Origin of the sequence: Corallibacter vietnamensis (assembly GCF_039537875.1) — a bacterium.
In the GTDB taxonomy this organism is placed as follows: domain Bacteria; phylum Bacteroidota; class Bacteroidia; order Flavobacteriales; family Flavobacteriaceae; genus Corallibacter; species Corallibacter vietnamensis.
The window spans coordinates 1,550,855-1,575,194 of the sequence record NZ_BAABBI010000001.1 but is presented as its reverse complement, the minus strand read 5'-3'; the positions used below and the strand labels follow the sequence as shown (position 1 = coordinate 1,575,194).

At 33.2% G+C, this 24,340-nt stretch carries 23 protein-coding genes; 12 read left to right on the top strand and 11 right to left on the bottom strand.

Going from position 1 to position 24,340, the window contains the following annotated elements:
- Positions 1-78 precede the first annotated feature (78 nt).
- From lepB to ABD690_RS07145, 3 genes are read left to right on the top strand one after another with little or no spacing between them, the layout of a single operon-like run.
- The gene (gene lepB / locus ABD690_RS07155) at positions 79-1,677 is read left to right on the top strand and encodes a signal peptidase I (protein WP_344728774.1); all 1,599 of its coding nucleotides are present in this window, start codon (positions 79-81) and stop codon (positions 1,675-1,677) included.
- 22 nt (positions 1,678-1,699) lie between these two features.
- Positions 1,700-2,320 carry a WbqC family protein gene (locus tag ABD690_RS07150; protein ID WP_344728772.1) on the top strand — a complete coding sequence of 207 codons (621 nt, stop codon included), beginning with the start codon at positions 1,700-1,702 and terminating at the stop codon, positions 2,318-2,320.
- On the top strand, positions 2,320-2,634 hold the full coding sequence (locus ABD690_RS07145; RefSeq protein WP_344728770.1) for a DUF6122 family protein: 315 nt from the start codon (positions 2,320-2,322) through the stop codon (positions 2,632-2,634). Before ABD690_RS07150 ends, ABD690_RS07145 begins: the two co-directional genes overlap by 1 nt.
- Here the strand turns inward: ABD690_RS07145 and ABD690_RS07140 are convergent.
- The 8 genes from ABD690_RS07140 to ABD690_RS07105 all read right to left on the bottom strand — a co-directional run bounded on the left by ABD690_RS07140 (position 2,620) and on the right by ABD690_RS07105 (position 9,259).
- Positions 2,620-3,648, bottom strand: a complete 1,029-nt coding sequence (locus ABD690_RS07140) for an endonuclease/exonuclease/phosphatase family protein (protein WP_344728768.1) — start codon at positions 3,646-3,648, stop codon at positions 2,620-2,622. The genes ABD690_RS07145 and ABD690_RS07140 overlap by 15 nt on opposite strands.
- Before the next feature lie 14 nt (positions 3,649-3,662).
- Complete coding sequence (locus ABD690_RS07135) at positions 3,663-4,532, bottom strand: rhomboid family intramembrane serine protease (protein WP_344728765.1); 870 nt, start codon at positions 4,530-4,532, stop codon at positions 3,663-3,665.
- Positions 4,533-4,535: 3 nt separating this feature from the next.
- Positions 4,536-5,294, bottom strand: a complete 759-nt coding sequence (locus tag ABD690_RS07130; protein WP_344729307.1) for a rhomboid family intramembrane serine protease — start codon at positions 5,292-5,294, stop codon at positions 4,536-4,538.
- A 15-nt stretch (positions 5,295-5,309) separates the two neighbouring features.
- Complete coding sequence (mutL, locus tag ABD690_RS07125) at positions 5,310-7,175, bottom strand: DNA mismatch repair endonuclease MutL (RefSeq protein WP_344728763.1); 1,866 nt, start codon at positions 7,173-7,175, stop codon at positions 5,310-5,312.
- On the bottom strand, positions 7,175-7,459 hold the full coding sequence (locus ABD690_RS07120; RefSeq protein WP_344728761.1) for a riboflavin synthase subunit beta: 285 nt from the start codon (positions 7,457-7,459) through the stop codon (positions 7,175-7,177). The genes mutL and ABD690_RS07120 overlap by 1 nt, the downstream gene beginning before the upstream one ends.
- A 103-nt stretch (positions 7,460-7,562) precedes the next feature.
- Positions 7,563-7,793: a hypothetical protein gene (locus tag ABD690_RS07115; protein WP_344728760.1), complete on the bottom strand. Its 231-nt coding sequence runs from the start codon at positions 7,791-7,793 to the stop codon at positions 7,563-7,565.
- Positions 7,794-7,983: 190 nt separating this feature from the next.
- Positions 7,984-8,463 (bottom strand): 6,7-dimethyl-8-ribityllumazine synthase, encoded by a 480-nt coding sequence (ribH, locus tag ABD690_RS07110; RefSeq protein ID WP_344728757.1) that lies wholly within the window; start codon positions 8,461-8,463, stop codon positions 7,984-7,986.
- A 25-nt stretch (positions 8,464-8,488) separates the two neighbouring features.
- Positions 8,489-9,259, bottom strand: coding sequence for a tetratricopeptide repeat protein (locus tag ABD690_RS07105; protein ID WP_344728755.1), 771 nt, complete (start codon positions 9,257-9,259; stop codon positions 8,489-8,491).
- Positions 9,260-9,388: 129 nt separating this feature from the next.
- Between ABD690_RS07105 and recF the strand changes: the two genes are divergently transcribed.
- Genes recF through ABD690_RS07090 form a run of 3 tightly spaced genes read left to right on the top strand, consistent with a single transcriptional unit; the run spans position 9,389 to position 11,213 of the window.
- Positions 9,389-10,468 carry a DNA replication/repair protein RecF gene (gene recF / locus ABD690_RS07100; RefSeq protein WP_344728753.1) on the top strand — a complete coding sequence of 360 codons (1,080 nt, stop codon included), beginning with the start codon at positions 9,389-9,391 and terminating at the stop codon, positions 10,466-10,468.
- Positions 10,465-10,887 (top strand): hypothetical protein, encoded by a 423-nt coding sequence (locus tag ABD690_RS07095; protein WP_344728751.1) that lies wholly within the window; start codon positions 10,465-10,467, stop codon positions 10,885-10,887. Before recF ends, ABD690_RS07095 begins: the two co-directional genes overlap by 4 nt.
- A 29-nt stretch (positions 10,888-10,916) precedes the next feature.
- Positions 10,917-11,213 (top strand): DciA family protein, encoded by a 297-nt coding sequence (locus ABD690_RS07090; protein ID WP_344728749.1) that lies wholly within the window; start codon positions 10,917-10,919, stop codon positions 11,211-11,213.
- A 72-nt stretch (positions 11,214-11,285) separates the two neighbouring features.
- On the opposite strand, the gene ABD690_RS07085 is transcribed toward ABD690_RS07090, so the two are convergent.
- The gene (locus tag ABD690_RS07085; RefSeq protein ID WP_344728747.1) at positions 11,286-13,856 is read right to left on the bottom strand and encodes a M4 family metallopeptidase; all 2,571 of its coding nucleotides are present in this window, start codon (positions 13,854-13,856) and stop codon (positions 11,286-11,288) included.
- A gap of 97 nt (positions 13,857-13,953) precedes the next feature.
- Entirely contained in the window at positions 13,954-14,373 is a 420-nt protein-coding gene (locus tag ABD690_RS07080) for a nucleoside-diphosphate kinase (RefSeq protein WP_344728745.1), read from the bottom strand.
- An 87-nt stretch (positions 14,374-14,460) separates the two neighbouring features.
- Between ABD690_RS07080 and ABD690_RS07075 the strand changes: the two genes are divergently transcribed.
- Genes ABD690_RS07075 through ABD690_RS07065 form a run of 3 tightly spaced genes read left to right on the top strand, consistent with a single transcriptional unit; the run spans position 14,461 to position 17,260 of the window.
- Positions 14,461-15,480, top strand: a complete 1,020-nt coding sequence (locus ABD690_RS07075) for a DHH family phosphoesterase (RefSeq protein ID WP_344728743.1) — start codon at positions 14,461-14,463, stop codon at positions 15,478-15,480.
- On the top strand, positions 15,473-16,018 hold the full coding sequence (gldI, locus tag ABD690_RS07070; RefSeq protein ID WP_344728741.1) for a gliding motility-associated peptidyl-prolyl isomerase GldI: 546 nt from the start codon (positions 15,473-15,475) through the stop codon (positions 16,016-16,018). The genes ABD690_RS07075 and gldI overlap by 8 nt, the downstream gene beginning before the upstream one ends.
- Before the next feature lie 24 nt (positions 16,019-16,042).
- Positions 16,043-17,260, top strand: a complete 1,218-nt coding sequence (locus tag ABD690_RS07065; protein WP_344728739.1) for a peptidylprolyl isomerase — start codon at positions 16,043-16,045, stop codon at positions 17,258-17,260.
- A gap of 53 nt (positions 17,261-17,313) precedes the next feature.
- Here ABD690_RS07065 and ABD690_RS07060 read toward each other — a convergent pair whose 3' ends face one another.
- The gene (locus tag ABD690_RS07060) at positions 17,314-18,774 is read right to left on the bottom strand and encodes an aminoacyl-histidine dipeptidase (RefSeq protein WP_344728737.1); all 1,461 of its coding nucleotides are present in this window, start codon (positions 18,772-18,774) and stop codon (positions 17,314-17,316) included.
- Between the two features lie 76 nt (positions 18,775-18,850).
- Between ABD690_RS07060 and ABD690_RS07055 the strand changes: the two genes are divergently transcribed.
- The 3 genes from ABD690_RS07055 (at position 18,851) to ABD690_RS07045 (ending at position 24,280) form a co-directional block, all read left to right on the top strand.
- A complete protein-coding gene (locus ABD690_RS07055; protein WP_344728735.1) occupies positions 18,851-19,918 on the top strand; it encodes a DUF3810 domain-containing protein in 1,068 nt (355 codons plus the stop codon).
- A gap of 78 nt (positions 19,919-19,996) precedes the next feature.
- Positions 19,997-22,972, top strand: coding sequence for an amidohydrolase family protein (locus ABD690_RS07050; protein ID WP_344728733.1), 2,976 nt, complete (start codon positions 19,997-19,999; stop codon positions 22,970-22,972).
- A gap of 6 nt (positions 22,973-22,978) precedes the next feature.
- On the top strand, positions 22,979-24,280 hold the full coding sequence (locus ABD690_RS07045) for an amidohydrolase family protein (protein WP_344728730.1): 1,302 nt from the start codon (positions 22,979-22,981) through the stop codon (positions 24,278-24,280).
- The last annotated feature ends 60 nt before the right edge of the window (positions 24,281-24,340 follow it).

Sequence of the window (24,340 nt, the reverse complement as noted above, 5' to 3'; positions counted from 1 at the left end):
ACAATACTTAACGTTTTAACACCAACTATTAAAATAAAAACAAATAATTACATCTTGTAATTAGAAAAAATAAAGATTATGACACTTACGCAATGGTTAATTTTCTTCCTAGTAATTCAAGTTATTCATGGATTAGGAACTTGGAAACTATATACAAAAGCAGGAAGACAAGCTTGGGAAGCCTTTGCTCCTATTTACAATGCGGTAATTTTAATGAAGATTATAAACAGGCCTTGGTACTGGACAATTCTTTTATTTCTTCCTATTGTAAACCTAATTATGTTTCCTGTAGTCTGGGTTGAAACCGCAAGAAGTTTTGGTAAAAACTCAAGTACTGATACCGCTTTAGCTATTTTTTCATTAGGCTTTTACAATTATTACCTAAATTACGCTACTGATTTAGAACATATTAAAGATCGTAGCCTACAACCAAGAACCGGTTTTGGAGATTGGGTTAGTTCTATTTTATTTGCTATTGTCGCAGCAACCATTGTACACACTTATTTTATTCAGCCGTATACCATTCCTACTTCATCATTAGAAAAATCTTTACTTGTAGGTGATTTTCTTTTTGTTAGTAAGTTTCATTACGGAGCAAGAATACCAATGACAACCGTAGCCGCGCCTATGGTACATGATACCATTCCTGTTTTAAATAAAAAATCTTATTTATATGATGATGTAAAAGGCAACAAAAGTGATTCTTGGATGAACAAACTTACACTGCCTTATTTAAGAATTCCTGGGTTTCAAGACATAAAACGCAATGATATTGTTGTTTTTAACTGGCCTGTTGACACACTTTACAATATGTATAAGCCAGCTGACAGAGCATACCATAAACCTATAGATAAAGAAACCAACTATGTAAAACGTTGTGTAGGTTTACCAGGAGATTCACTAGAGGTTCGTAACGGATATGTATACATCAACGGAAAACAAAATGAATTACCTGATAGAGCAAAACTTCAGTTTTCATATAGAGTAGAAACAAAAAACGGCCCTTTTAACAATTACTTGTTATCTGAACGTTATGGCATAACAGATTTCCCAAGATATAATCAAGATTATTCTGTTTGCTATTTCCCAGCTATAACTAAAGAAACTCTTGAAAAGTTTAAAGCACATCCTAATGTAAAAAGTATTGAACCTTTAAAACGTGAAGATGGTGAGCGTGAACCTAGTGTATTTCCTCATGATCCTAATTACAACTGGAACAATGACTTTTTTGGACCACTTTATATCCCAAAAGCAGGAGCAACCGTAAACCTTGATTTAGATGCTCTACCGCTTTATAAACGTGCTATAGTAGAATATGAAAATAACACCTTACAGGTTAAGGGTAATCAAATATACATTAATGGCGAACTCGCAACATCTTATACATTTAAAAAAGATTATTATTGGATGATGGGAGACAATCGTCACAACTCTCTTGATGCTCGTTCTTGGGGGTTTGTGCCATTTGACCATGTTGTAGGAAAACCAGTATTTATCTGGATGAGTTATAATGCAAACGGAAAAGGTATAAAAGAAAAAATTCGTTGGGAACGTCTATTTACAACCGTACACGGAAGTGGCGAACCTGTTTCTTATTTCATTCCATTTTTAGTATTATTAGCTGGTTGGTTCGGGTTTAATACATGGCGCAAAAAGAAAAAAGAAAACGCTGCTTAAGTTATAATAAACCAGTGTATCAATGAACATTCTTATTCATCCAACTTATTTTCCTACAATTGCGCACTTTGTAGCCATTGTAAATGCTGAAAATGTCATTTTTGAAATGGATGATAACTTTCAAAAGCAAACCTATAGAAACCGCACCTATATTTATGGCGCTAACGGAAAGTTGCTTTTAAATATTCCTGTTGTTCATACTCAAAAAACACGTCAAAAATATCGTGATGTACAAGTTTACAATGAAGAAAAATGGCAAATACAGCATTGGAAATCATTAGAATCTGCTTACAGAACATCACCTTTTTTTGAGTTTTACGAAGATGAGTTTGAACCATTGTTTCAAGAGGAAGTAACTAACTTATTAGATTTTAATTTAAAGTGCTTTCATACAGTTTGTGACTGTTTACAATTGGATTTACATATATCTGAAACAAACGTTTACCATAAAGATGTAGCAGATATGACAGATTTTAGATACTTGGTAAATGCAAAAAAAGAAACGCCACCTATTTTTGAAAATTACACGCAAGTTTTTGATGATAAACATGGCTTTATAAACAACCTAAACATTCTTGATTTGCTATTTAATGAAGGTCCAAATGCGGTCAATTATTTAGAATCTCAATCATTTCCTTGGTAATGATTCAAGCTATTGTTCATTACGGAATTCATTTTCTTTTACCGCTATTTATTGCTTTAGTTTGGTTTAAAAACAATTGGCTAAAAGCTTACTTAATCATGATGAGTGCTTTTATTATTGATTTAGATCACCTTCTGGCCTCACCTATTTTTGCTCCTAATAGATGTAGTATCAATTTTCATCCACTACATAGTTATGTTGCTATTGGGTGCTACATATTTTTACTTTTTCCTAAAAAAACGAGACTTTTTGGATTAGGATTAGTTTCCCATATAGTTGCAGATACTACAGATTGTTTTTTAATGCAATTTTAAATTAGCCAAAATGGGATAATGATCTGAATAATCATCATCAAAAGTTTTAAAATCTGTTACTTCAAAAGTTTTATCAGCTAGGATAAAATCAATCCTAATAGGGAAAAACTTAAAATTATGAGTTCTTCCAAAACCATTACCAGCATGTTTAAAAGTATCTTTTAAATCGCCTTTTATCTCTTTATAAACATAAGAAAATGCTGTGTTGTTGAAATCGCCACAAATAATCATTTTGTAATGACATTGTTTTTTATGAAGCAAAAATAATTCGGTTTGAAATTGTTGCATTTTAAATGTTTGTCCTACCCTTTTCAATAAGCGTTCAGAATCTTCTTCTTTAAGCTTATTTACATCAGCATCAATTTTTAAAGATTGTAAATGCACATTATATACTCTTATTGTATCTTGCTTTTTTACAATATCTACAAAAACAGCATTATTAGATGTATTAGGAAACTCTATTGAGCCAGAATTTATAATAGGATATTGCGAAAAAATAGCTTGTCCGTATTTGGTTTTATTCCCAGAGAGTTTTTCGTATTTGTACTTAAAAAACGATAAATCAATATTTTTATGAGGATGATACTCCTGCATACTTAATACATCTGGTGAACTTTTCTTAATTAAGTCAACCATTTTAGTCTCTATGCCATTTTCAGGTATCCAATCATATACATTAAATAAACGCACATTATAATTCATAACAGACAATAATGTTGATTGGTCTTTGGTATTGTCTTCAGATGTAGAAAATTTATAAAGCGAGCCAAAACTAAAATATCCAATAACTAAAACCACAAGTGATAGCATGAGTTGCTTTTTTAGTTTTACAAGCCAGTATAAAAAAAACAAAACGTTTACCAAGATAAGAAAAGGCACTCCCAAACTTAACACTGATAAAACGGCAAATGTTTTAGGTGGAAAAAAAGGCAATATATAAGATAATAAGAGCATGGTAGCCACTAAAGCATTAACAAGGTAAATTAATTTATCAATAAACTTTAGTCCTTTCATAGTTGGTGCTACACTTATTTTCCTGCTCTAAACAAGAATTCTTTTTCTTCTTTGGTTAAACTATCGTAACCGCTTTTACTTATTTTATCTAAAATAATATCTATTTTCTTTTGCTTATTAAACTCACTAAATTCTTCTTTAGTATAACCAGCAACCTTACCTGACTTATTTTTATGTACTGTTTTAAGTGGTGACGTTTTTGTTTTCTTAAACATACTAGCAATGGTATCCATGAAACGCTCAAAACCAGATCCTATATCTTGTCCTTTATGTAATTGTGTTGCATAGAAATAACCTAATAATGCACCTCCTAAATGCGCTAGGTTACCGCCTGCATTTAAACCAAATAAGCCTAAAACATCAAGCACTACAATAGCAGCACCAAGATACCAAAGTTTTAAATTAAATGTAAAAACTCGCACTTCAGTAGTTGGCATGTAAGCGCATAAAAATATAAGTAAAGCCCTAACAGCTGCAGATGCACCAACTAACCTGCTTTTACCCACAAAAAAATCAGGAAAAACATTATAGCCAACCATGAATAATAATCCACCAGCTATGGCTCCTAAAAAATAGACATTAAGTGCTATTTTAACACTAAATAGATTTGTAAACATACGACCTATAAAGTATAGCCAAAGCATGTTAAAAACGATGTGCCAAAAATCATAATGCGCAAAAGCATAGGTAATTATAGACCAAGGCTGTAATAGAAAATCAAAAAAATCACTTGGTAATTCTAACCAAGCTAAACTAGAACCTTGATTAAGAACGGCTCTTAAAATTAAGCCTAAAAGAAACACTACAACATTAACACCAATGATTTTCTCAAAAACATTAAGTCGCTGTAATTTATCTTGTATATCTTGATTTAAGGAAGTCATATATTAATTCCAACGATTTTTATTAAACTGTGTTTTTTTCCAATACCACATAATTAAAAAACCAGTTAATGCGCCACCAATGTGTGCTACATAAGCTGTGTTGCTTGGACTAAAAAATGATTGTCCTGTTAATGCTGATATTAAATCTAAAGCAATTATTCCAGGAATAAAATACTTTGCCTTAATAGGAACTGGTAAAAAAATCAGCATTAATTTGGCTTCTGGATACAACATACCAAAAGCAACTAAAACGCCCATAATAGCACCAGATGCTCCTACCATTGTACTATTGAAAACACCTACAAAATTACCTAGCTGCTCTTGAGTCATATGATTCAACCAACGTGTATCATAAACATTATAACCAGATTTTAGTGTTTCGTAAACCTGTGTCTGGTCAAAACCTGCTTCGTTAAGCAAAGACATGCCTGAATAGAATTTGAAATAATAATACCCTATCATTAATAGTACTGCGCCTAACCCTGATGAAACATAAAAAAACAAAAACTTTTTAGCTCCAAAGCGTTGTTCAACAGCTGTACCAAACATCCACAAAGCAAACATGTTAAATAAAATATGCATAAAACCTCCATGCATAAACATGTGTGTTATTATCTGCCAAGGTTGAAAAGCTAGATTTTTAGGAAAATGTACCGCAAACCAATCATAAAACAACGTACCACCTCCAACGGTCATAGTACCAATAAACATAAGTACATTAATAATTATTAAATGCTTTACAGTATCTGTTATTCTATTCATCATAAGGCTATACTTTTAAACAAATTTTTTATCTAATTCGTCAACCGATAATGTAATAAATGTTGTTTTATTAAACGGTGACATATTAGGTTCCTTACATCCAAACAAGCTATTTACTAAATGTTCTTGCTCTGGAACTGTTAGTGTTTGCCCGGTTTTTACAGCCAAACTTTTTGCCATAGATTTTGCTAATAAATCAGCTGAACTAAAATGACTATCTGGCACTTCGTTTTCTATATCACTAATAAGTTGCTCTAATACCACTGACACCTCACTAGCAGGAACACTTACAGGCACTCCTGATATTTCAACACTTTCTTTAGTAACGTTTGAAAATACAAAACCGGTATGTTCTAAATCTTCTTTTACTTGATTTATGATATCAATCTCTTGTGTAGAAAAATGTAATTCAATAGGAAATAATAACTGCTGACTTACACTTTCTTTAACAGTAATGTGTTGTAAAAAATCTTCGTATAAAACACGTTGATGAGAGCGGTGCTGATCTAAAACCAACATACCAGATTTTATGGTACTTACAATATATTTATTATGAAGCTGATAAGTGCTTTTAGAGTTTTCCAAAGCCTTATCATCATTAAAAATAGAGGCTGTTTTTTCTTCTGTTTCAAACTGAACACTCGTAAACTCTTGCTGACTTTGTGTTCCTTTAGATTCCAAGCCTACATACAAGCTATCCCAACTTGATGGTGTTTGTTTTTTGAATGCGGTAGCCTGTTTGCTTGATCGTTGCTCTTTAAAATTATTTTGTTCTTGAAAAGGATTAAAATCTCTATCAACTTCTATTTGTGGTGTACTTACTCCTTTATCTTTGTAGTTATAAGGCGTATCTAATTGTGCATCGCGATCAAAATCTAAAACAGGGGCAATATTAAATTGCCCCAAACTATGCTTTACAGATGCTCTTAAAATCGCATAAAGCGTGTGCTCATCATCAAACTTTATTTCAGTTTTTGTAGGATGAATATTGATATCTATTGTTTGCGGATCTACAGTAAGATTCAGAAAATAACTAGCATGAGTTCCGTCTTTTAAAAGTCCGTCAAAAGCCGAATTTATAGCGTGATTTAAATAGGCATTTTTTATAAATCTATCATTTACAAAAAAGAATTGTTCGCCTCGTGTTTTCTTGGCATATTCAGGTTTTCCAACAAATCCAGAAATTTTAAGTACTTCGGTATCTTCATTTACTGGAACTAATTTTTCGTTGGTTTTATTTCCAAATATATTTACAATGCGCTGCCTGTAATTACTTTCTGGCAGATTAAACAATTCGTTTCCATTATGATACATCATAAAATGAATCCCAGGATGAGCCAATGTTACACGGTGAAATTCATCTATGATATGACGTAATTCAACTTGATTAGATTTTAAAAAATTTCGTCTTGCAGGAATATTAAAGAAAAGGTTTTTTACCGCAATTGAGGTTCCTTTTGGAGTTACTACAATCTCTTGTGATACAATCTCGCTACCTTCTATTATTAGGTTTGTACCTACTTCGTCATCTTCTTGTTTGGTTTTTAACTCTACATGAGCAATGGCAGCTATACTAGCTAATGCTTCTCCACGAAAACCTTTGGTATGTAATTGAAACAAGTCATCAGCTGAACGAATTTTTGATGTTGCATGGCGCTCAAAACTTAAACGCGCATCTGTAGCACTCATTCCGCTACCGTTATCAATAACTTGAACCAGTGTTTTTCCTGCTTCTTTTATAAGTAATTTTATGCTTGTTGCTTGTGCATCTATAGCGTTTTCTAAAAGCTCTTTTACTACAGAGGCTGGTCTTTGTACAACTTCTCCTGCAGCAATTTGATTAGCTACATGATCTGGTAATAACTGAATGATATCTGCCATTAGTTTTTAGGGAAAAAAATGGATAAATCAAACTCGATAAAAATAAGGAATAGCAATATTAAGACACCTATAATAATTAAAACACGTTTATTAGCCTTTTCATCTGTATTGTTTTTATAATCTTCAAGAGCATTGTTTAGCTTTCCTTTAAGACCTTTTGTTGTACCTACAGTGGTTCTAAAATCGTCAAACTTATGTTTTATTTCGTAAGGACTTCCTTCACCTTTGTAGTGTCTTGGTGTATAGCTATACTTTTTATTTTGTCGTGTTTTAAAAATTCCCATACTGTTACGTATTATTCTTTTGTTCTACTTCAATAATCATACTTGCTGCAAACAAGTTTTTTTAAATGCTTATGAAACTAAATTAAAATGATTTTTTATTGTACTAACCACCAAGGTTTGTTTCATAATTACTTAATATGCACCAAAGAACAATGACCATAATTAAGAACACTATAAGATAAGGAAGAGATAAAAGTTTGCCAGTTTTTTGCTTACGCTTTCGAGACTCTTCAACCCAATTCAATTCAAAATTAGGTTTAGAATCGGCTTCTTTATCTTGAGAATGTCTTGGTTTGTAATTAAACTGCTTGTTTTTACGTTGTTTAAAAATCACGCTTCTTACTTCCTTTATTATACTTCAAATGTACTTAAAATACCAAGAAATATTGGGTTTAGAATGCCAAAAATTGTTAACAAGCAATGTTTTAAAATACAAATCTTTTGTGCAAATGTATAGAAGCAAGAACTGTGCCTTACTAAAAAACAGAGGTTAAATTAGCTTTCGCTATTATATAAAGGCGACATTACTTACCTAAATGCACCATTTTTATGGCAGCTATGGCAGCTTCGGTTCCTTTATTACCATGTTTACCACCTGAACGGTCTATGGCTTGTTGCAGATTATTGTCTGTTAGAACACAAAATATAACCGGTATGTCGTGTAGTATGTTTAAGTCTTTAATACCTTGAGAAACAGCTTCACAAACAAAATCAAAATGTTTTGTTTCTCCTTGTATCACACTACCTATAGCAATCACAGCATCTACACCTTGTTGCTGCATTTTTTTACTACCATAAATAAGCTCATAACTTCCAGGAACATTCCATCTTATTATGTTTTCTGCTGCTACATCGTGGTCTAATAGCGTTTGGTAAGCGCCATTAAAAAGTCCTTCTGTAATGGTATCATTCCATTCAGAAACAACAATCCCAAACCGAAAATCTTTCGCGCTTGGGATTGTAGCTTTATCGTAATCTGATAAATTATTATTTGCTGTTGCCATGTTTTTTTCCGAATTAATCGGTAAATTATTTATTTGCCAACACTTGTGCTTTTCCTATGAAGACATCAATATTTGCTGCCTCATTAGAGTTTGCATAGTTATCTTTTATGTCTTTAAAGTAAGTTAATGCTTTATCTGCTTTTCCTAACTCTAAAGCTATAACACCTGCTTTAAATACATACATAGGTGTTGTAAACTCATTCGTACGCATTTTAGCTGCCTCTTCATAGTAACTTAAAGCATCTTCTTTTTGGTTTAATTGTACAAAAGCATCACCAATTGCACCTTTTGCCATAGGAGCTAAAATTTCATCATCACTAGAAAAATCACTTAAATAAGTAACGGCATTTTTATAGTCTTTAAGGTTTAAGTAAGCCATACCAGCATAATAGTTTGCTAGGTTAGCTGCTTGGCTTCCGCTATATTCAGAAACAATATCAAGCATTCCTAATTTACCTTCACCTCCGTTAAGAGCTAATGTATATAAAGAATCTTTTGAAGTACCATTTACTGCTTCGTTGTAATACTTTTTAGCTTGGTACATATCATTCATAGCTTCGGTTTGTTTTGGCTTTGCTACAAACTCATTGTAACCTAAATAGCCTAAAACCACAGCGGCTACAACACCAATTATAACGAAAATGTACTTTTGGTTTTTAATAACCCAATCTTCGGTTTTAGATGCTGTTTCATCTAATGTATTAAAAACTTCAGCTGTTGTTGATTGTTCTTCTTCAACCTGTACTACTTCTTCTTTCGTCTTTGGTTTATAACCTCTTTTCTTATAAGTTGCCATATATTTCTAAATTAATGCGCCGCAAAAATATGATTTTTCTTCATAAATAAAAGTGTATTTATTTGTTATTTTTCAATAATTTGCACATCTTTTCAAGAATACACTAAAACGACCCTAAGTTAATTTTTTATGATATTAAAATCACTTTCATTACTTAATTATAAAAATTTTGAAAGTCAGTCATTTACTTTTAATGATAAAATAAATTGTTTTGTAGGAAATAATGGTGTTGGCAAGACCAATGTTCTAGATGCTATTTATCATTTATCTTTTGGTAAAAGTTATTTTAATCCTATTGCGTCTCAAAATATTAAGCATGGTGAACAATTTTTTGTTGTAAATGGCGAATACGATAAGCTTGATAATTCTGAAAAAATTGTTGTTAGCTTAAAAAAGGGACAAAAAAAAGTAATAAAACGAAATGGTAAAGCCTATGAAAAATTTAGTGATCATATAGGTTTTTTGCCTCTTGTTATTATTTCTCCTGCTGATAGAGATTTAATTATTGAAGGCAGCTCAACACGTAGAAAATTTATTGACAGTGTTATTTCTCAAAGCGACAAAGCCTATCTTGAAGATGTTATAAATTACAACAAGATAGTTACTCAAAGAAATTCATTACTTAAATATTTTGCACTAAATAATACGTTTAATAAAGACACGCTTGAGGTTTATGATAGTCAACTACACACTTTTGGGCATCGTATTTTTGAAAAACGCCAAGCTTTTCTAGAAGTATTTGTTCCTATATTTAAAGCAAGATACAAAGCTATAAGTAGCGGAGATGAAACTGTTGATTTGCTATACAAAAGTGATTTACTAGAAAATACTTTAGAGGCACTTTTAAAAAACTGTATTAACAAAGACAAAGCTTTACAATACACAAGCGTAGGAACGCATAAAGACGATTTAGAGTTTACAATAGAATCGCACCCTATCAAGAAATTTGGAAGTCAAGGACAACAAAAATCTTTTTTAATTGCCTTAAAATTAGCACAGTTTGATTTTATTAAAGCGCAAAGTGGTGTTAGTCCTATTCTTCTTCTGGATGATATTTTTGATAAACTTGATGAACAACGTGTATCTAAAATAATCAAGCTTGTAGATGATGAAAACTTTGGTCAATTGTTTATTAGCGATACACATGCTGACAGAACTGAAAAAGCTATAAAACAAGTGCATCAATCTTATGAAATATATAATTTATGAAACAGCTTATCATTATAGCTATATGTATTACCTTTATTACAAGTTGCAGTAAGCATGTAGAAAACTACATACCTAATATATCTGGTTATTGGGAAATTAAAAAAGTCACTCTACCTGATGGCACTGTAAAAGAGTATGCTTACAACAACACCATAGATTACCTAGAAATAACTGATAGCTTAAATGGTATTAGAAAAAAACTAAAACCAACACTCAATAATACATTTGAGACATCAAATATTATTGAAAACTTTGAAATAAAAATAGAAAACGACAGTTTAAATTTATATTACAAAACACATTTTGATACCTGGAAAGAAACCATTTTATTAGCTACAGAATCGCAATTAAAAGTGGTAAATAAGAACAAAGCAGTATTTGTATATAAACGTTTTGAACCAATAGAAATCACTAATTAAATCACCTTTAATCTTTTTTAAAATAAAACATGGCCAAACGTAATAACGAAAACATATCTATATCTGATGCATTAAAAGAATTTGTTGAAACCAACAAACTTGAACGCGGTTTAAACCGAATTAATGTTGCTGATGCCTGGAAAGATATGATGGGAAATGGAGTAAATAATTATACAACGGCAATTTCCCTAAAGGGAGATACATTATATGTACAATTAAGCTCAAGTGTTTTACGTGAAGAATTAAGCTACGGCAAAGAAAAAATAATAAGTATGCTTAACGAGAATTTAGGAAAAGAACTTGTTAAAACACTTATTTTGAGATAAACCATTACACAACTATAAATCATAAAAAAAGCCTGTATTTCTACAGGCTTTTTTTATTTATAATTACAAAGTTTATTCTTTAATTAACTTGATAACCTTTTCAGCATTACTAGATTTTACTTTCATAAAATACATACCAGAAGCAACACCAGTCAAGTCTAATTGTTGAGATTTACTGTTATTATTTAATTTGACTGTTTTAATAATACGCCCATTAATATCATAAACACTAGCTTGAATTAAAGTTATATTTCCTGTATTATTCAATGTAAATATTCCATTAGAAGGGTTCGGATACACTTTAATACTATTATCTAAAACATTATACTCGGCTACAGATAACGGATAGTTACAGTTATAGATTGCTAAATCGTCAACAAACCAGCCAGTCACACCATTACAACCATCTGTACCAACTTCAAATCTAAATTGAATGGTTGCATTTTCTTCAACACCAATAGACGATAAGTTAATAAAACTACGTCCCCAACTTCCAGATAACGAACCTTGGTCAGCTCCTGTAAATGCTGCTTCACCTGCCATAGGGTTATCATTACCCTGACCTTGCGGATTTATAAAATCGTTATAACCATTTTGGGTAAATGCACTTAAGGGTACTAATGTCCATAAGCCGCCATTCAAGCTATACTTGATGTTAGCACCATCCCATTTAGATTCTGTTGCTATGTAGTGCATAAAGCTCATCTCAAAATCACCATCAGTGTAGTCAGGCATTGTTATTACAGGGCTTTGCAAACGAATAATACCATTTTGAAACGACGTACTACAATTTCCATTAACAGGATCTACACCAAACGCAGCTTGTCCTGCTCTATTATCTGGTAAACCTGTTACAACTTCCCAGTCTCTAGACTCCCAAGTCAATGCATTTTCTGGTAACTGTTCTACAGTCCATGTTCCGATACCACTTTCCCAATCTTCAAAAAATATAGCATTATCTGTAGCTGCATCACAAGGATTAGATGTTGTTGCTAAAATAGGCTCATAATCACAAGATGCTGGCTCCATCCTTATCTCTACAGCCAATAAAGCATTTACTAGTTGGTTGTAATCTGACACTGTTATTATTTCACCTGATAAACCTGCTGCAGTTTCATTTGTTGTTAATCCTTCTAAATTTACACCTATTAAATCAGTACATGAAGCTTCTAGTGCGTCTGCTAGGTTTAAAAAGTCACTTGTTGGAGTTAAGTATTCACTTTGAGCTCTCCAAAATATATGTGCTGCTTTAGTAAAACCTATTCCGGTTACTGTTTGTCCATTATATGTTCCTCCATCTACCAATAATGCATAGGCATGATTTGGTATTCCAGAGTTAATATGCACGCCTCCATTATCAAAATCACCACAAGAATATTGTATTTCGTCAGATACTTTCCCTGGATTTCCATAACACGTAGGGTTCCACATATCTCTCAAACCATTTCCTCCATTTATTGATGTGGCGTCCTCTGCTATTATCCATCTATCAGTACTTCTACAAGTATCAGAACGAAGACCTAAATCTTCGCCAAAGTCATTAAAGTTATTTAATATGTCAATGGTTTCTCCCCATATGTCAGAGTAAGATTCGTTTATTGCTCCAGATTGATATGCATAAATTAATCCGCTTGTATATTGCGTGTAAGCATGTCCCCATTCATGAGCAATAACATCATCTGCAGCTGTTCCATCACAATATTCTGCAAAACTACCATTCCATCGCGCATTAGGGCATGAAAAGTTTGTACTGTTGTTTAATGTTACCATTTGACCATCGGCACCATCAAAAGAAACATAACCAAATGCATTGTTAAAAAAGTTGTAAACATGCTCTGATGCAACTACTTCGTTTTGTTGCCAAACAGATAAAGCACCAGGAAAAACATCGCCTTCTTCCCATACAATATTTCCTATACTAGATTCATGCACCACACGATCTATAGCATGAGCCATTCCAGTAAATTGCTCTACAAGTTCTCCTGTATGAGCGTTTATGTATAAGAATTCACGAACATCTTTGTCATTTCTCACCTCAACTTCATATACTAAATATTGAGAACCAAAGGTATTTTGAATTAATCCTTTTTGAAAAATAAACATATCTGTATTAAAAACGAATGTAGAGTATCCAGAATAGTTAATACCTTGTTCTGCGACAGTTTGTAAGGCTATAGCTTTTGCCTGACTGCTGGTTAATGTTGGCTCTGTTTTTATTTTTTTATCAACAGTAATAACATTACCGTTTATAGCTGTAAGCGCATTTGATTTATTAAAATGAAAACGCAATTGCCCTGAAAATACTGTCACACCTTGATGTTGTTGTTTTAAAACGACATGGTTTAGTCCATGTTTATCTGTTTTAACTGGCAAGACCTTAAAAGCCTCTTGCACTGTACTTAAACCAAATATTTCTTTATGGTTTTCAAGAAATGTTTGAACTTTTGCTTCCAATGAAGCACCTGCAATTTTCATTGGTTTATCAGCTGGAAATCTAATAAACTCAATGTCTGAGGCATAGTTTAGAGAAACGGTTGCATGAGTTTGTTTCTCAAAATCTCTTAATGCTTTTTGTTTGTCTTGGGCATTTACAAAAACGCACAATATCATCGCAATAAAAGATAAAACTGTAGATTTTTTCATAATATTTTTTTTGAATTATGCGAATTTACCACATATATACGAAAAAAGCCTAAAACATTAACATTTTAGGCTTTTTAAGTATTTATTTTTTAGATCTCTAGAACATTTCTCTTCCAGAAAAATGGAATGCACCTTCTATTGCTGCATTTTCATCACTATCACTACCATGTACTGCATTTTCTCCTATTGAAGCAGCATACAATTTACGTATAGTTCCTTCTGCTGCTTCTGCTGGATTTGTAGCACCTATTAAAGTTCTAAAATCTTCAACAGCATTGTCTTTTTCTAGAATAGCAGCAACTATAGGACCTCGAGTCATATATTCTACTAATTCTCCAAAAAATGGACGCTCATTATGAATAGCATAAAATGTTTCTGCGTCTTTTTTTGTCATTTGAGTTAATTTCATTGCTACAATTCTAAAACCTGAAGCAGTAATTTTCTCTAAAATTGCGCCAATATGCCCCTTTTCAACAGCATCTGGCTTAAGCATTGTAAATGTTCTATTTGTTGCCATTTGTTTATTTTAATTTGCTGCAAAAGTACTATATTTCTTTATAAAAACAAGACGATACATTTTTAAAAAATTGTATCTTCGCTTTCTATGACAAATGAAGACATCAACAGCATAAAGCAACTTTTAAAATCTCCAAAAAAAATTGTTATTGTGCCTCACAAAAACCCTGATGGAGATGCCATTGGATCTACATTAGGACTATATCTATATCTCTTAAAATTTAATCATCAAGCAGCCGTTGTTGCTCCTAATGCATATCCTGATTTTTTAAAATGGATGCCTCAAGAAAGCACTATTTTAAAGTATGATACCCAAACAGAAATGTGCGAAAAACTAATTCATGAAGCCGAAATACTGTTTACGTTAGACTTTAATGCTCTAAATAGAACTGGAGATATGGAAACCGCCTTAGCAGCTTGTCAGGGTACTAAAATAATGATTGATCATCATCAACAACCTGATGATTATGCATTGTACACTTACTCGGATGTTACCATGAGCTCAACATGCGAAATGGTTTACAATTTTATCGATATGCTTGGCGACAACACACTAATTGATGCAGACATTGCCACGTGTCTTTATACAGGAATAATGACAGATACGGGTTCTTTCAGGTTTTCATCTACCACAAGTAACACGCATAGAATTATTGCAAACCTTATAGATAAAGGTGCTAAAAACTCTGAAATTCATAACGCCATATATGACACCAACAGTTATGACAGGTTACAGCTTTTAGGACGCGCCTTAAGCAACCTAAAAGTACTTAACGATTATAAAACGGCTTACATAACACTTACTCAAGAAGAGCTAAATACCTTTAATTTTAAAAAAGGTGACACCGAAGGCTTTGTAAATTATGCCCTATCTTTAGATGGTATCATTTTTGCAGCCATTTTTATTGAAGATAAGCAGAATGATATAATTAAAATATCATTACGCTCTAAAGGAGATTTCTCTGTAAATGAATTTTCAAGAGCTCATTTTCAAGGTGGCGGACACACTAATGCTGCTGGCGGAAAAAGCGATTTAAATATGAAAGCTACTGTTGATAAATTTATTAGTATATTACCTGACTATAAAAACACCCTAAATCATGCGTAACATTATAGTTATATGCGCCTTTTTGACTATAGTTTTAGCTTGCAAGTCTCCTGAAGCTAGGCGACCTATATCTGCTAAATCTGGATCTTTTATTGACAAGTCGGTTGCCAGAAATATAAAGCTAAACGAAAGTGAATATAAACGCATTGAAGAAATCATTAAAAACAATCCTCAAAACAATTATATAGCATCTCAAAATGGCTTTTGGTATTATTATAACACAAAAATTGCCGACACTACAAAAACACCTGGTTTTGGAGATATTATAAATTACACCTATAATGTAAAAACCTTAAGCGGCCAACTTGTTTATTCTAAAGATGAGATAAAAACTCAAAATTATGTTATGGATAAACAAGAGCTTTTTTCTGGACTTCGCGAAGGTCTAAAACTTATGAAAGCGGGAGAAACCGTTACATTTTTATTTCCATCACAAAAGGCTTATGGGTATTATGGCGATGAAAACAAAATAGGCACCAATGCACCACTCATGTGTGAGGTTACAGTAAACTCAATAAAAACAAGTGAATCAAATTAACAATCAAACAATAAACACATAAAAATGAAAATCTTAAAAAATAGTATCAAGCTTTTAGCACTTTCGTTACTTATAAGTTTTACCTCATGTAGTCAGCAAAAATATCCAGATTTAGAAGATGGATTGTATGCTGAATTTGTAACAAACAAAGGCACAATGGTAGCTAAATTATTTTATAAAGAAGTACCTGCTACTGTAGCAAATTTTGTCGCTCTTGCTGAAGGAACACATCCTATGGCTGATGAAAAATTTAAAAACAAAAAATATTTCAACGGACTTACCTTCCATAGAGTTATGGATAAGTTCATGATACAAGGTGGAGATCCTGATGGAAACGGAATGGGCGGACCTGGATACAAATTCACAAGTGAGTTTGACGTTAACTTAAGACACGATAAACCAGGTATATTATCAATGGCTAACTCTGGTGGTTTAGACACTAACGGAAGTCAATTTTTTATCACTGAAGTTCCTTACCCAAGTTTAGATGCTTTTGATGCAAATGGAAACTTAAAGCCTTGCGAAAACCCAAGAGTAAGTTGTCATGGTGTTTTTGGTGAATTAGTTATAGGTCTTGATGTACAAGATACCATTTCAAATGTAGCAGTATCTAAAGATAGACAAACCCTAAATAAGCCTCTAGAAGATGTTATTATGACAGAGGTAAACATCATAAGAAAAGGTGCTGATGCAAAAGCATTTGATGCTGCAAAAGTTTTTTCTGATGAATACCCAAATTTAGGCGATAAAATAGCAGCTATCAAGGAAGAAGCTGAAAAGAAAATTAAAGAAAGTGCTGCTGTAGCCGCAGATTCTTTTATAAAAAAATATGGTGATTTAGGAACTGTAAAACGTACTGAAACTGGTTTAGTAATGATTTTTACTGAAAAAGGCACTGATAAAAAACCTACATCTCAACAAAAAGCACTGATTGATTGCGCTGGTTACTTTGTAGATGGTCGTTTATTCTACACCACAAAAAAAGACGTAGCTCAAGCTAACAACCAATACAATGAGCAGCAAGATGAAGCAGGAATGTACAAACCTTTTGCAATGCCTTATAACGAAACTGCACAGTTAGTACCAGGTTTTAGAGAATCTATGTTAAATATGAACATAGGTGATAAAGTAAAAGCTTTTATTCCGTCTTATTTAGGTTATGGTGCTAGCGGTAGAGCACCTATGATTCCACCAAACACAAACCTAATTTTTGATATTGAGCTTGTTGGTATAGATAAATAATAATACCTAATATAGATAAAAAAAGCAGCTTTTAAAGCTGCTTTTTTTTGGGGTTATTTTTTAGGAATTTGTTTTAAAATCTCAAGAACAAACTTCCAATATTTTTGTGCTGAACTTATACTTGCTCGTTCATCAGGAGAGTGCGCTCCTTTTATAGTTGGCCCAAAACTTATCATATCCATATCTGGATAATTTTGTCCTAAAATACCACACTCTAAACCAGCGTGACAAGCAGCTACATGTGCTTTTTCTCCATTCATTTCTTCATATAAAGCATCAAGTACTTTAAGGATTGGTGAGTCCATATTTGGAGCCCAACCAGGATAATCACCTGAAAACGCCACTTCACAACCAGTCAATTCAAACGTTGCGCGTAATGTATTAGCCAAATCCCATTTAGAACTTTCAACTGAAGAACGTGTTAAACAGCCTATTTTTATCTCACCATCTTTTACAATAACTCGCGCTATGTTATTTGATGTTTCTACTAAATCAGGAATATCGGCACTCATTCTATAAACACCATTTAGAGCGGCATAAAGCGCACGTGTAAGCCCTTCTTGAACACCTAAATCCATAATCATTTTTGGTGTTTCAGATTTTGAAACCTCTATTTCTAAATCTGGCTCCATAGTTTTCAGCTCTGTTTTAATGACTTGTGCCATTTGAGCCATTTCCATAATAAAAGCATCTTCATGCATACTATCTATAGCTACAATGGCTTTACTCTCTCTAGGTATTGCATTACGAAGACTTCCTCCGTCTATTTCAGAAATACGCAATCCAAAATTCTCAAAACCATCAAACAATAAACGGTTCATTATTTTATTTGCATTTCCTAATCCTTCATGAATTTGCATTCCTGAATGTCCACCTTGTAAACCTTTTACTGTTACAGTAAATCCAGTTTTAAACTCTGGTGTCTCTTCCTCTTTATAGCTACGTCTTGCTGTAACATCTACTCCACCAGCACAACCAACACCTATTTCGTCATCTTCTTCGGTATCAAGATTTAAAAGAATACCGCCTTCTAGCAAACCTCCTTTAAGTCCCATAGCGCCTGTCATACCTGTTTCTTCATCAATGGTAAATAAAGCTTCTATTGCAGGATGTGCTATGTCAGTGCTTTCTAAAATAGCCATAATTGTCGCAACACCTAAACCATTGTCTGCTCCAAGCGTAGTACCTTTTGCACGAACCCAATCTCCATCTACATACATTGCAATACCTTGTGTAGCAAAATCAAAATTGGTATCTGCATTTTTTTGATGTACCATATCTAAATGCGATTGCATAACCACAGTTGTTCTGTCTTCCATACCTGCGGTTGCTGGCTTCTTAATGATAACATTTCCTACTTCATCTTCTATAGTTTCTAGTCCTAGATTTTTACCAAAGTCTTTCATAAACGCAATAACCTGTTCTTCTTTTTTAGAAGCTCTTGGTACAGCATTTAAATCGGCAAACTTATTCCAAAGTTGTTTTGGTTCTAATTCTCTTATTTCTGAATTCATTGTGTCTGTTTTTTTTACTTTCACAAAGGTAGTTATAACTCATAGAGTATTACAAACATTTCCTTATTTTTGAAAGATGCTGAAACACCCAAAACCTTATTTAGCGTTTGCTATAATTCCGCTATACGTTATTGTAAAAGCTCTTTCTAGATTCCCTGAATTTATAGAAACTTATTACAGTAACGGTATTTACCCTATTATTTCTAAAGTATTACGATACGTTTTTGGCTGGCTTCCGTTTTCTTTTGGCGATATTTTTTATGCGCTTGCCATCATTTACATTTTTAGATGGTTTATTATTAACAAGCAACGCTTGAGGAAAAACACAAAGCAGTGGTTTATTGATGTATTTTCTACCATTTCTGTTATCTATTCTGCATTTCATGTGTTTTGGGCATTAAATTATTATAGAAAACCTCTTCATACAAATTTACATCTAGATGCAGATTACACCACAGAACAATTAGTTAGTGTCTCAAAAAAGCTAATAGAAAAATCTAATTCAATACAGTTTGACATTACAAAAAACGACACTTTAAAAGTGGTATTCCCCTATTCTAAAAGAGACATTTTAAATCTTATTCCTAAAGGCTATGATGTTTTAAAAGAAACGTATCCGCATTTAGAATACAAACCGATTAGTATTAAAAAATCTCTATTTAGCTTACCGCTAACCTACATGGGTTTTAGCGGTTATTTAAACCCATTAACAAACGAAGCGCAAGTAGATGGTTTAATTCCGTCTTACAAATTTCCTACAACAGCGTCTCATGAAGTTGCTCACCAACTTGGTTATGCTGCTGAAAATGAAGCTAACTTTATTGGAAGTTTGGCAGCTATAAATCATCCCGATATCTACTTTAAATATTCTGGCTACACATTTGCACTACGTCATTGCCTTAATGAAGTTTATTTAAGGGATCCTGAATTATATATTTGTATCGCAGAAAACATCAACATAGGTATTTTAAAAAATTATAAAGAAGTACAACTGTTTTGGGATAGCTACAAAAATCCAACTGAACCTTTGTTTAAAAAAACCTATAACTCATACCTTCAAGCCAATAATCAAAAAGACGGTATGAAAAGCTATAGCTATGTGGTAGCACTTGTAGTGAATTACTTTGAAAAACATGACTTGTAAATGTTAAAAAAATAAAATAGAAATCTTAAACAACACATATTAACTATATTTAAGCTTAAAATTTCTAACCCATACCAAATGATAAAAAAATATTTAGTTATCGTAATGGTTTTGTGTACTTTTTCATTATCTGCACAAGACTATTTTCCAAAAAACGATGGTGTAAAAACAACCAATTCAAACTTCACAGCATTTACAAATGCTAAAATTTACACCTCGCCAACACAAATTATTGAAAAAGGAACACTTCTTATAAAAGATGGCAAAGTAGTGGCTTCTGGCTCATCAGTTTCAATTCCAAAAAACACAGTGATAATTAATATTGAAGGCAAAACAATATACCCTTCATTTATTGATATCTATTCTGCTTTTGGTGTAAGCAAACCCAAAGCTGCTGCAAGTTCTAGGTCACCACAATACGACTCTAACCGTGAAGGCTACTACTGGAATGATCATATCAGACCTGAACAAAAGGCTATTGATCATTTCAACTTTAATGATAAAACTGCTGAAGACTTACGAAAAGCCGGCTTTGGTGTTGTTAACACTCACATTCCTGATGGTATTATTCAGGGAACAGGAAGCTTAATTGCCTTAATTCCTCAAGGAAGCGATGCTGACAGAATATTAGATAACAATTCAATACAATATTTATCATTAAGAAAAAGTGTGGCTTCAAGGCAAGCCTATCCTACATCATTAATGGGTACAATGGCACTTTTAAGACAAGTAAATTATGATGCTGATTGGTATGCAAAAGGCCTTGCTAAAACTACCGATCGCTCTTTAGAGGCATTTAACAAAAATAAATCCCTAGTACAGGTTATTCATGCTGGAAATAAAATGAATGCGCTCCGATTAGATAAACTAGGTGATGAATTTAACACACAATATGTTATTGTAGGTGGTGGCGATGAATACGAGCGCATAGATGCTATCAAGGCTACCAATGCTACATTTATTATCCCATTAGATTTCCCTGATGCTTATGATGTTGAAGATCCGCTTTTAGCTCAAGCTGCAAGTTTATCAGACTTACGTGAATGGAACCAAAAACCTGCAAACCCAAAATTTTTAGCAGAAAAAAACGTGCCATTTACATTAACACTTCACGGACTTAAAGCTCCTAAAGATTTCATGCCTAACATTCAAAAGGCCATTGAATACGGTCTAGACAAAACCAAAGCTCTTGAGGCTCTAACAACTGTTCCTGCAAAAATACTAGGCAAAGAAAACACTTTAGGAACTCTTAAAAATGGCGCATACGCAAACTTTTTAATTACTTCGGGTGATGTTTTTGAAAAAGAAACAACGCTTTATGAAAATTGGGTAAAAGGAAAAAAACATGAAATTGTACCTATGAATACTACAGATATTCGTGGCGACTACAAACTGTCTATAGCTGGCACCGATTACGAACTTTCAATTTCTGGAGAGTTAAGCAAGCTTAAATCTAGCATAAAAACAGACGACAACAATTTAGGCTCTAAAATAACGTATAAAGATGATTGGGTAAACATAACATTCTCTAGTATTGATACTACAAAACAAGACTACATTAGGTTATCATCAAGAGTAACAGCCTCAAAAAACCTAAACGGAAAAGCTATTTTACCAAACGGAAATGAAACATCATTTTATGCTACAAAAATTGAAAAAGCTGATGAAACAAAAAATGACAATGATAAAAAGAATGACGATACTGTTAAACTATTTCCTGTAACATATCCTAACGAAGCTTTTGGCTCTAAAACACTACCTCAACAAGAAACTATTTTATTTAAAAACGCTACTGTTTGGACAAACGAAAACGAAGGCATCCTCAAGCAAACAGACGTTTTAATCAAAGATGGAAAAATTGCTAAAATAGGCACAAACTTATCTACCAGCAATGCACAAGTAATTGATGCCACAGGAAAACACCTAACTGCTGGTATTATAGATGAGCATTCGCATATTGCTACTGACGCCGTAAATGAAGCCGGTCAAAACTCTTCAGCCGAAGTTACTATTGAAGATGTTGTAAACCCTGAAGACATTGATATTTATCGCAATTTAGCAGGTGGCGTTACATCAATCCAAATTCTACATGGATCAGCAAATCCTATTGGTGGCCGTTCGGCTATCATCAAACTAAAATGGGGAGAGTCTGCCAATCAACTTATTTACAACAACACGCCAAAATTTATAAAATTTGCTTTGGGTGAAAATGTTAAACAATCTAATTGGGGTGATAATGCAAGAACCCGATTCCCACAAACAAGAATGGGTGTAGAACAAGTATATATCGATTATTTTACCAGAGCACAAGAGTATGACGCTCTTAAAAAAAGCGGGAAACCGTATCGCAAAGATTTAGAATTAGAAACACTCGCTGAAATTCTAAATAAAGAACGATTTATTTCTTGTCACTCCTATGTGCAAAGCGAAATAAATATGCTTATGAAAGTGGCAGAACAATTCAATTTTAACATCAACACCTTTACGCACATTTTAGAAGGCTACAAACTAGCTGATAAAATGAAAGCTCATGGCGTTGGTGGCTCAACCTTTAGTGATTGGTGGGCTTACAAATATGAAGTCAACGATGCAATTCCTTACAATGCGGCAATCATGCACAATCAAGGCGTTACTGTTGCTATAAATAGTGACGACGCCGAAATGTCTAGACGTTTAAATCAAGAAGCCGCAAAAACTGTTAAATACGGAGGCATGACTGAAGAAGATGCTTGGAAATTTGTAACACTAAACCCTGCAAAACTTTTACATATTGATAACCGTGTAGGAAGTATTAAAATTGGTAAAGATGCCGATGTGGTTCTATGGTCTAACAACCCATTATCAATATACGCTAAAGCCGAAAAAACCATTATTGAAGGCGCTGTCTATTTTGATATAGAAAAAGATAAAGCCATGCGCGCCGATATGAAAAAAGAAAAGAACGAGCTTATTACTATGATGCTTCAAGCAAAAAATAAAGGCTTAAAAACACAACCAATTAAAAACAAAGAAAAGCACATATTACACTGTGACACTGTTGATCACCAAAACTAAAACACTATGAAAATTTTAAAACTATTTACTGTATTCGTTTTATTGTTGTGTGTATCAACAATAACAGCACAACAAACACCTGCATCAAAACAAGTGCAAGCTATAACTATTGAAGGCGCTACCGCACACCTCGGAACTGGTGATGTTATTGAAAACTCATTAATCATGTTTGAAAACGGTAAGCTTACATTTGTCGGTAGTGCTATGGCAAAAATTGCAAGAAAAGGAACTATAATCAATGCTAAAGGCAAGCATATATATCCAGGGTTTATCATTCCTAACTCAACATTAGGTTTGGTAGAAATTGATGCCGTAAGAGCCACGCAAGACAACCGAGAAGTAGGGCAAATGAATCCACACATCCGTAGTTTGATTGCTTACAACACCGAATCTAAAATCATAGAAAGTATGCGTCCTAATGGCGTTTTAATGGGGCAAATCACACCGCAAGGCGGTCGTATTTCTGGCACATCATCAGTTGTACAGTTTGATGCTTGGAACTGGGAAGACGCTTCAATAAAAACAGATGATGGCATTCATTTAAACTGGCCAAATCCTTACTCAAGAGGTCGCTGGTGGCTTGGAGAACCGGCAACATTAAAGCCTAATGATAATTACGGAAAGCAAATTGAAGCACTAACATCTTACATTACACAAAGCAAAGCTTATAATAACGGAGATAATAATACAAAACATCTTCCTTTTAATGCTTTGAAACCTGTTTTTACTGGAAGTAAAACGCTATATATTCATGCCAATGATGAAAAAAGCATAACAGACGCTATTATGTTTGCCAAAGATACAGGTGTAAAAAACACAGTTATAGTTGGTGGATACGAAGCTTACAAAGTAACCGATTTACTAAAACAGCATAACATTGCTGTTATATTGAACCGTGTGCATAGTCGACCTAATACTGATGATGAAGACTATGACCTACCTTTTAAAGCTGCAAAACTATTAGTAGACAAAGGTATTCTGGTTGCTCTACAAGCAAACGGTGATATGGAACGTATGAACTCAAGAAACTTGCCTTTTTATGCTGGAACTTGCGCAGCTTACGGACTTGATAAGGAAGAAGCTCTAAAACTTATCACCTCTAATACAGCAAAAATATTAGGCGTTGATGAGATTTGTGGTTCACTAGAAGTAGGTAAAGATGCTACACTATTCATTAGTGAAGGTGATGCTCTTGATATGCGAACCAACCAGTTAATAAAAGCTTTTATTCAAGGACGCGATATAAGTTTAGAAACTCACCAAACCGAACTCTGGCAACGTTATTCAAATAAATACAAAAATCAATAATATAAAAAGCGGGTCTGATAGACTCGCTTTTTTTTAAATTATAGTTTAAACAAAAACCTT

Coding starts and splice junctions, on each gene's coding strand:
- lepB (WP_344728774.1), top strand. CDS start 79: ATGACACTTACGCAATGGTTAATTTTCTTCCTAGTAATTCAAGTTATT.
- ABD690_RS07150 (WP_344728772.1), top strand. CDS start 1,700: ATGAACATTCTTATTCATCCAACTTATTTTCCTACAATTGCGCACTTT.
- ABD690_RS07145 (WP_344728770.1), top strand. CDS start 2,320: ATGATTCAAGCTATTGTTCATTACGGAATTCATTTTCTTTTACCGCTA.
- ABD690_RS07140 (WP_344728768.1), bottom strand. CDS start 3,648: ATGAAAGGACTAAAGTTTATTGATAAATTAATTTACCTTGTTAATGCT.
- ABD690_RS07135 (WP_344728765.1), bottom strand. CDS start 4,532: ATGACTTCCTTAAATCAAGATATACAAGATAAATTACAGCGACTTAAT.
- ABD690_RS07130 (WP_344729307.1), bottom strand. CDS start 5,294: ATGAATAGAATAACAGATACTGTAAAGCATTTAATAATTATTAATGTA.
- mutL (WP_344728763.1), bottom strand. CDS start 7,175: ATGGCAGATATCATTCAGTTATTACCAGATCATGTAGCTAATCAAATT.
- ABD690_RS07120 (WP_344728761.1), bottom strand. CDS start 7,459: ATGGGAATTTTTAAAACACGACAAAATAAAAAGTATAGCTATACACCA.
- ribH (WP_344728757.1), bottom strand. CDS start 8,463: ATGGCAACAGCAAATAATAATTTATCAGATTACGATAAAGCTACAATC.
- ABD690_RS07105 (WP_344728755.1), bottom strand. CDS start 9,259: ATGGCAACTTATAAGAAAAGAGGTTATAAACCAAAGACGAAAGAAGAA.
- recF (WP_344728753.1), top strand. CDS start 9,389: ATGATATTAAAATCACTTTCATTACTTAATTATAAAAATTTTGAAAGT.
- ABD690_RS07095 (WP_344728751.1), top strand. CDS start 10,465: ATGAAACAGCTTATCATTATAGCTATATGTATTACCTTTATTACAAGT.
- ABD690_RS07090 (WP_344728749.1), top strand. CDS start 10,917: ATGGCCAAACGTAATAACGAAAACATATCTATATCTGATGCATTAAAA.
- ABD690_RS07085 (WP_344728747.1), bottom strand. CDS start 13,856: ATGAAAAAATCTACAGTTTTATCTTTTATTGCGATGATATTGTGCGTT.
- ABD690_RS07080 (WP_344728745.1), bottom strand. CDS start 14,373: ATGGCAACAAATAGAACATTTACAATGCTTAAGCCAGATGCTGTTGAA.
- ABD690_RS07075 (WP_344728743.1), top strand. CDS start 14,461: ATGACAAATGAAGACATCAACAGCATAAAGCAACTTTTAAAATCTCCA.
- gldI (WP_344728741.1), top strand. CDS start 15,473: ATGCGTAACATTATAGTTATATGCGCCTTTTTGACTATAGTTTTAGCT.
- ABD690_RS07065 (WP_344728739.1), top strand. CDS start 16,043: ATGAAAATCTTAAAAAATAGTATCAAGCTTTTAGCACTTTCGTTACTT.
- ABD690_RS07060 (WP_344728737.1), bottom strand. CDS start 18,774: ATGAATTCAGAAATAAGAGAATTAGAACCAAAACAACTTTGGAATAAG.
- ABD690_RS07055 (WP_344728735.1), top strand. CDS start 18,851: ATGCTGAAACACCCAAAACCTTATTTAGCGTTTGCTATAATTCCGCTA.
- ABD690_RS07050 (WP_344728733.1), top strand. CDS start 19,997: ATGATAAAAAAATATTTAGTTATCGTAATGGTTTTGTGTACTTTTTCA.
- ABD690_RS07045 (WP_344728730.1), top strand. CDS start 22,979: ATGAAAATTTTAAAACTATTTACTGTATTCGTTTTATTGTTGTGTGTA.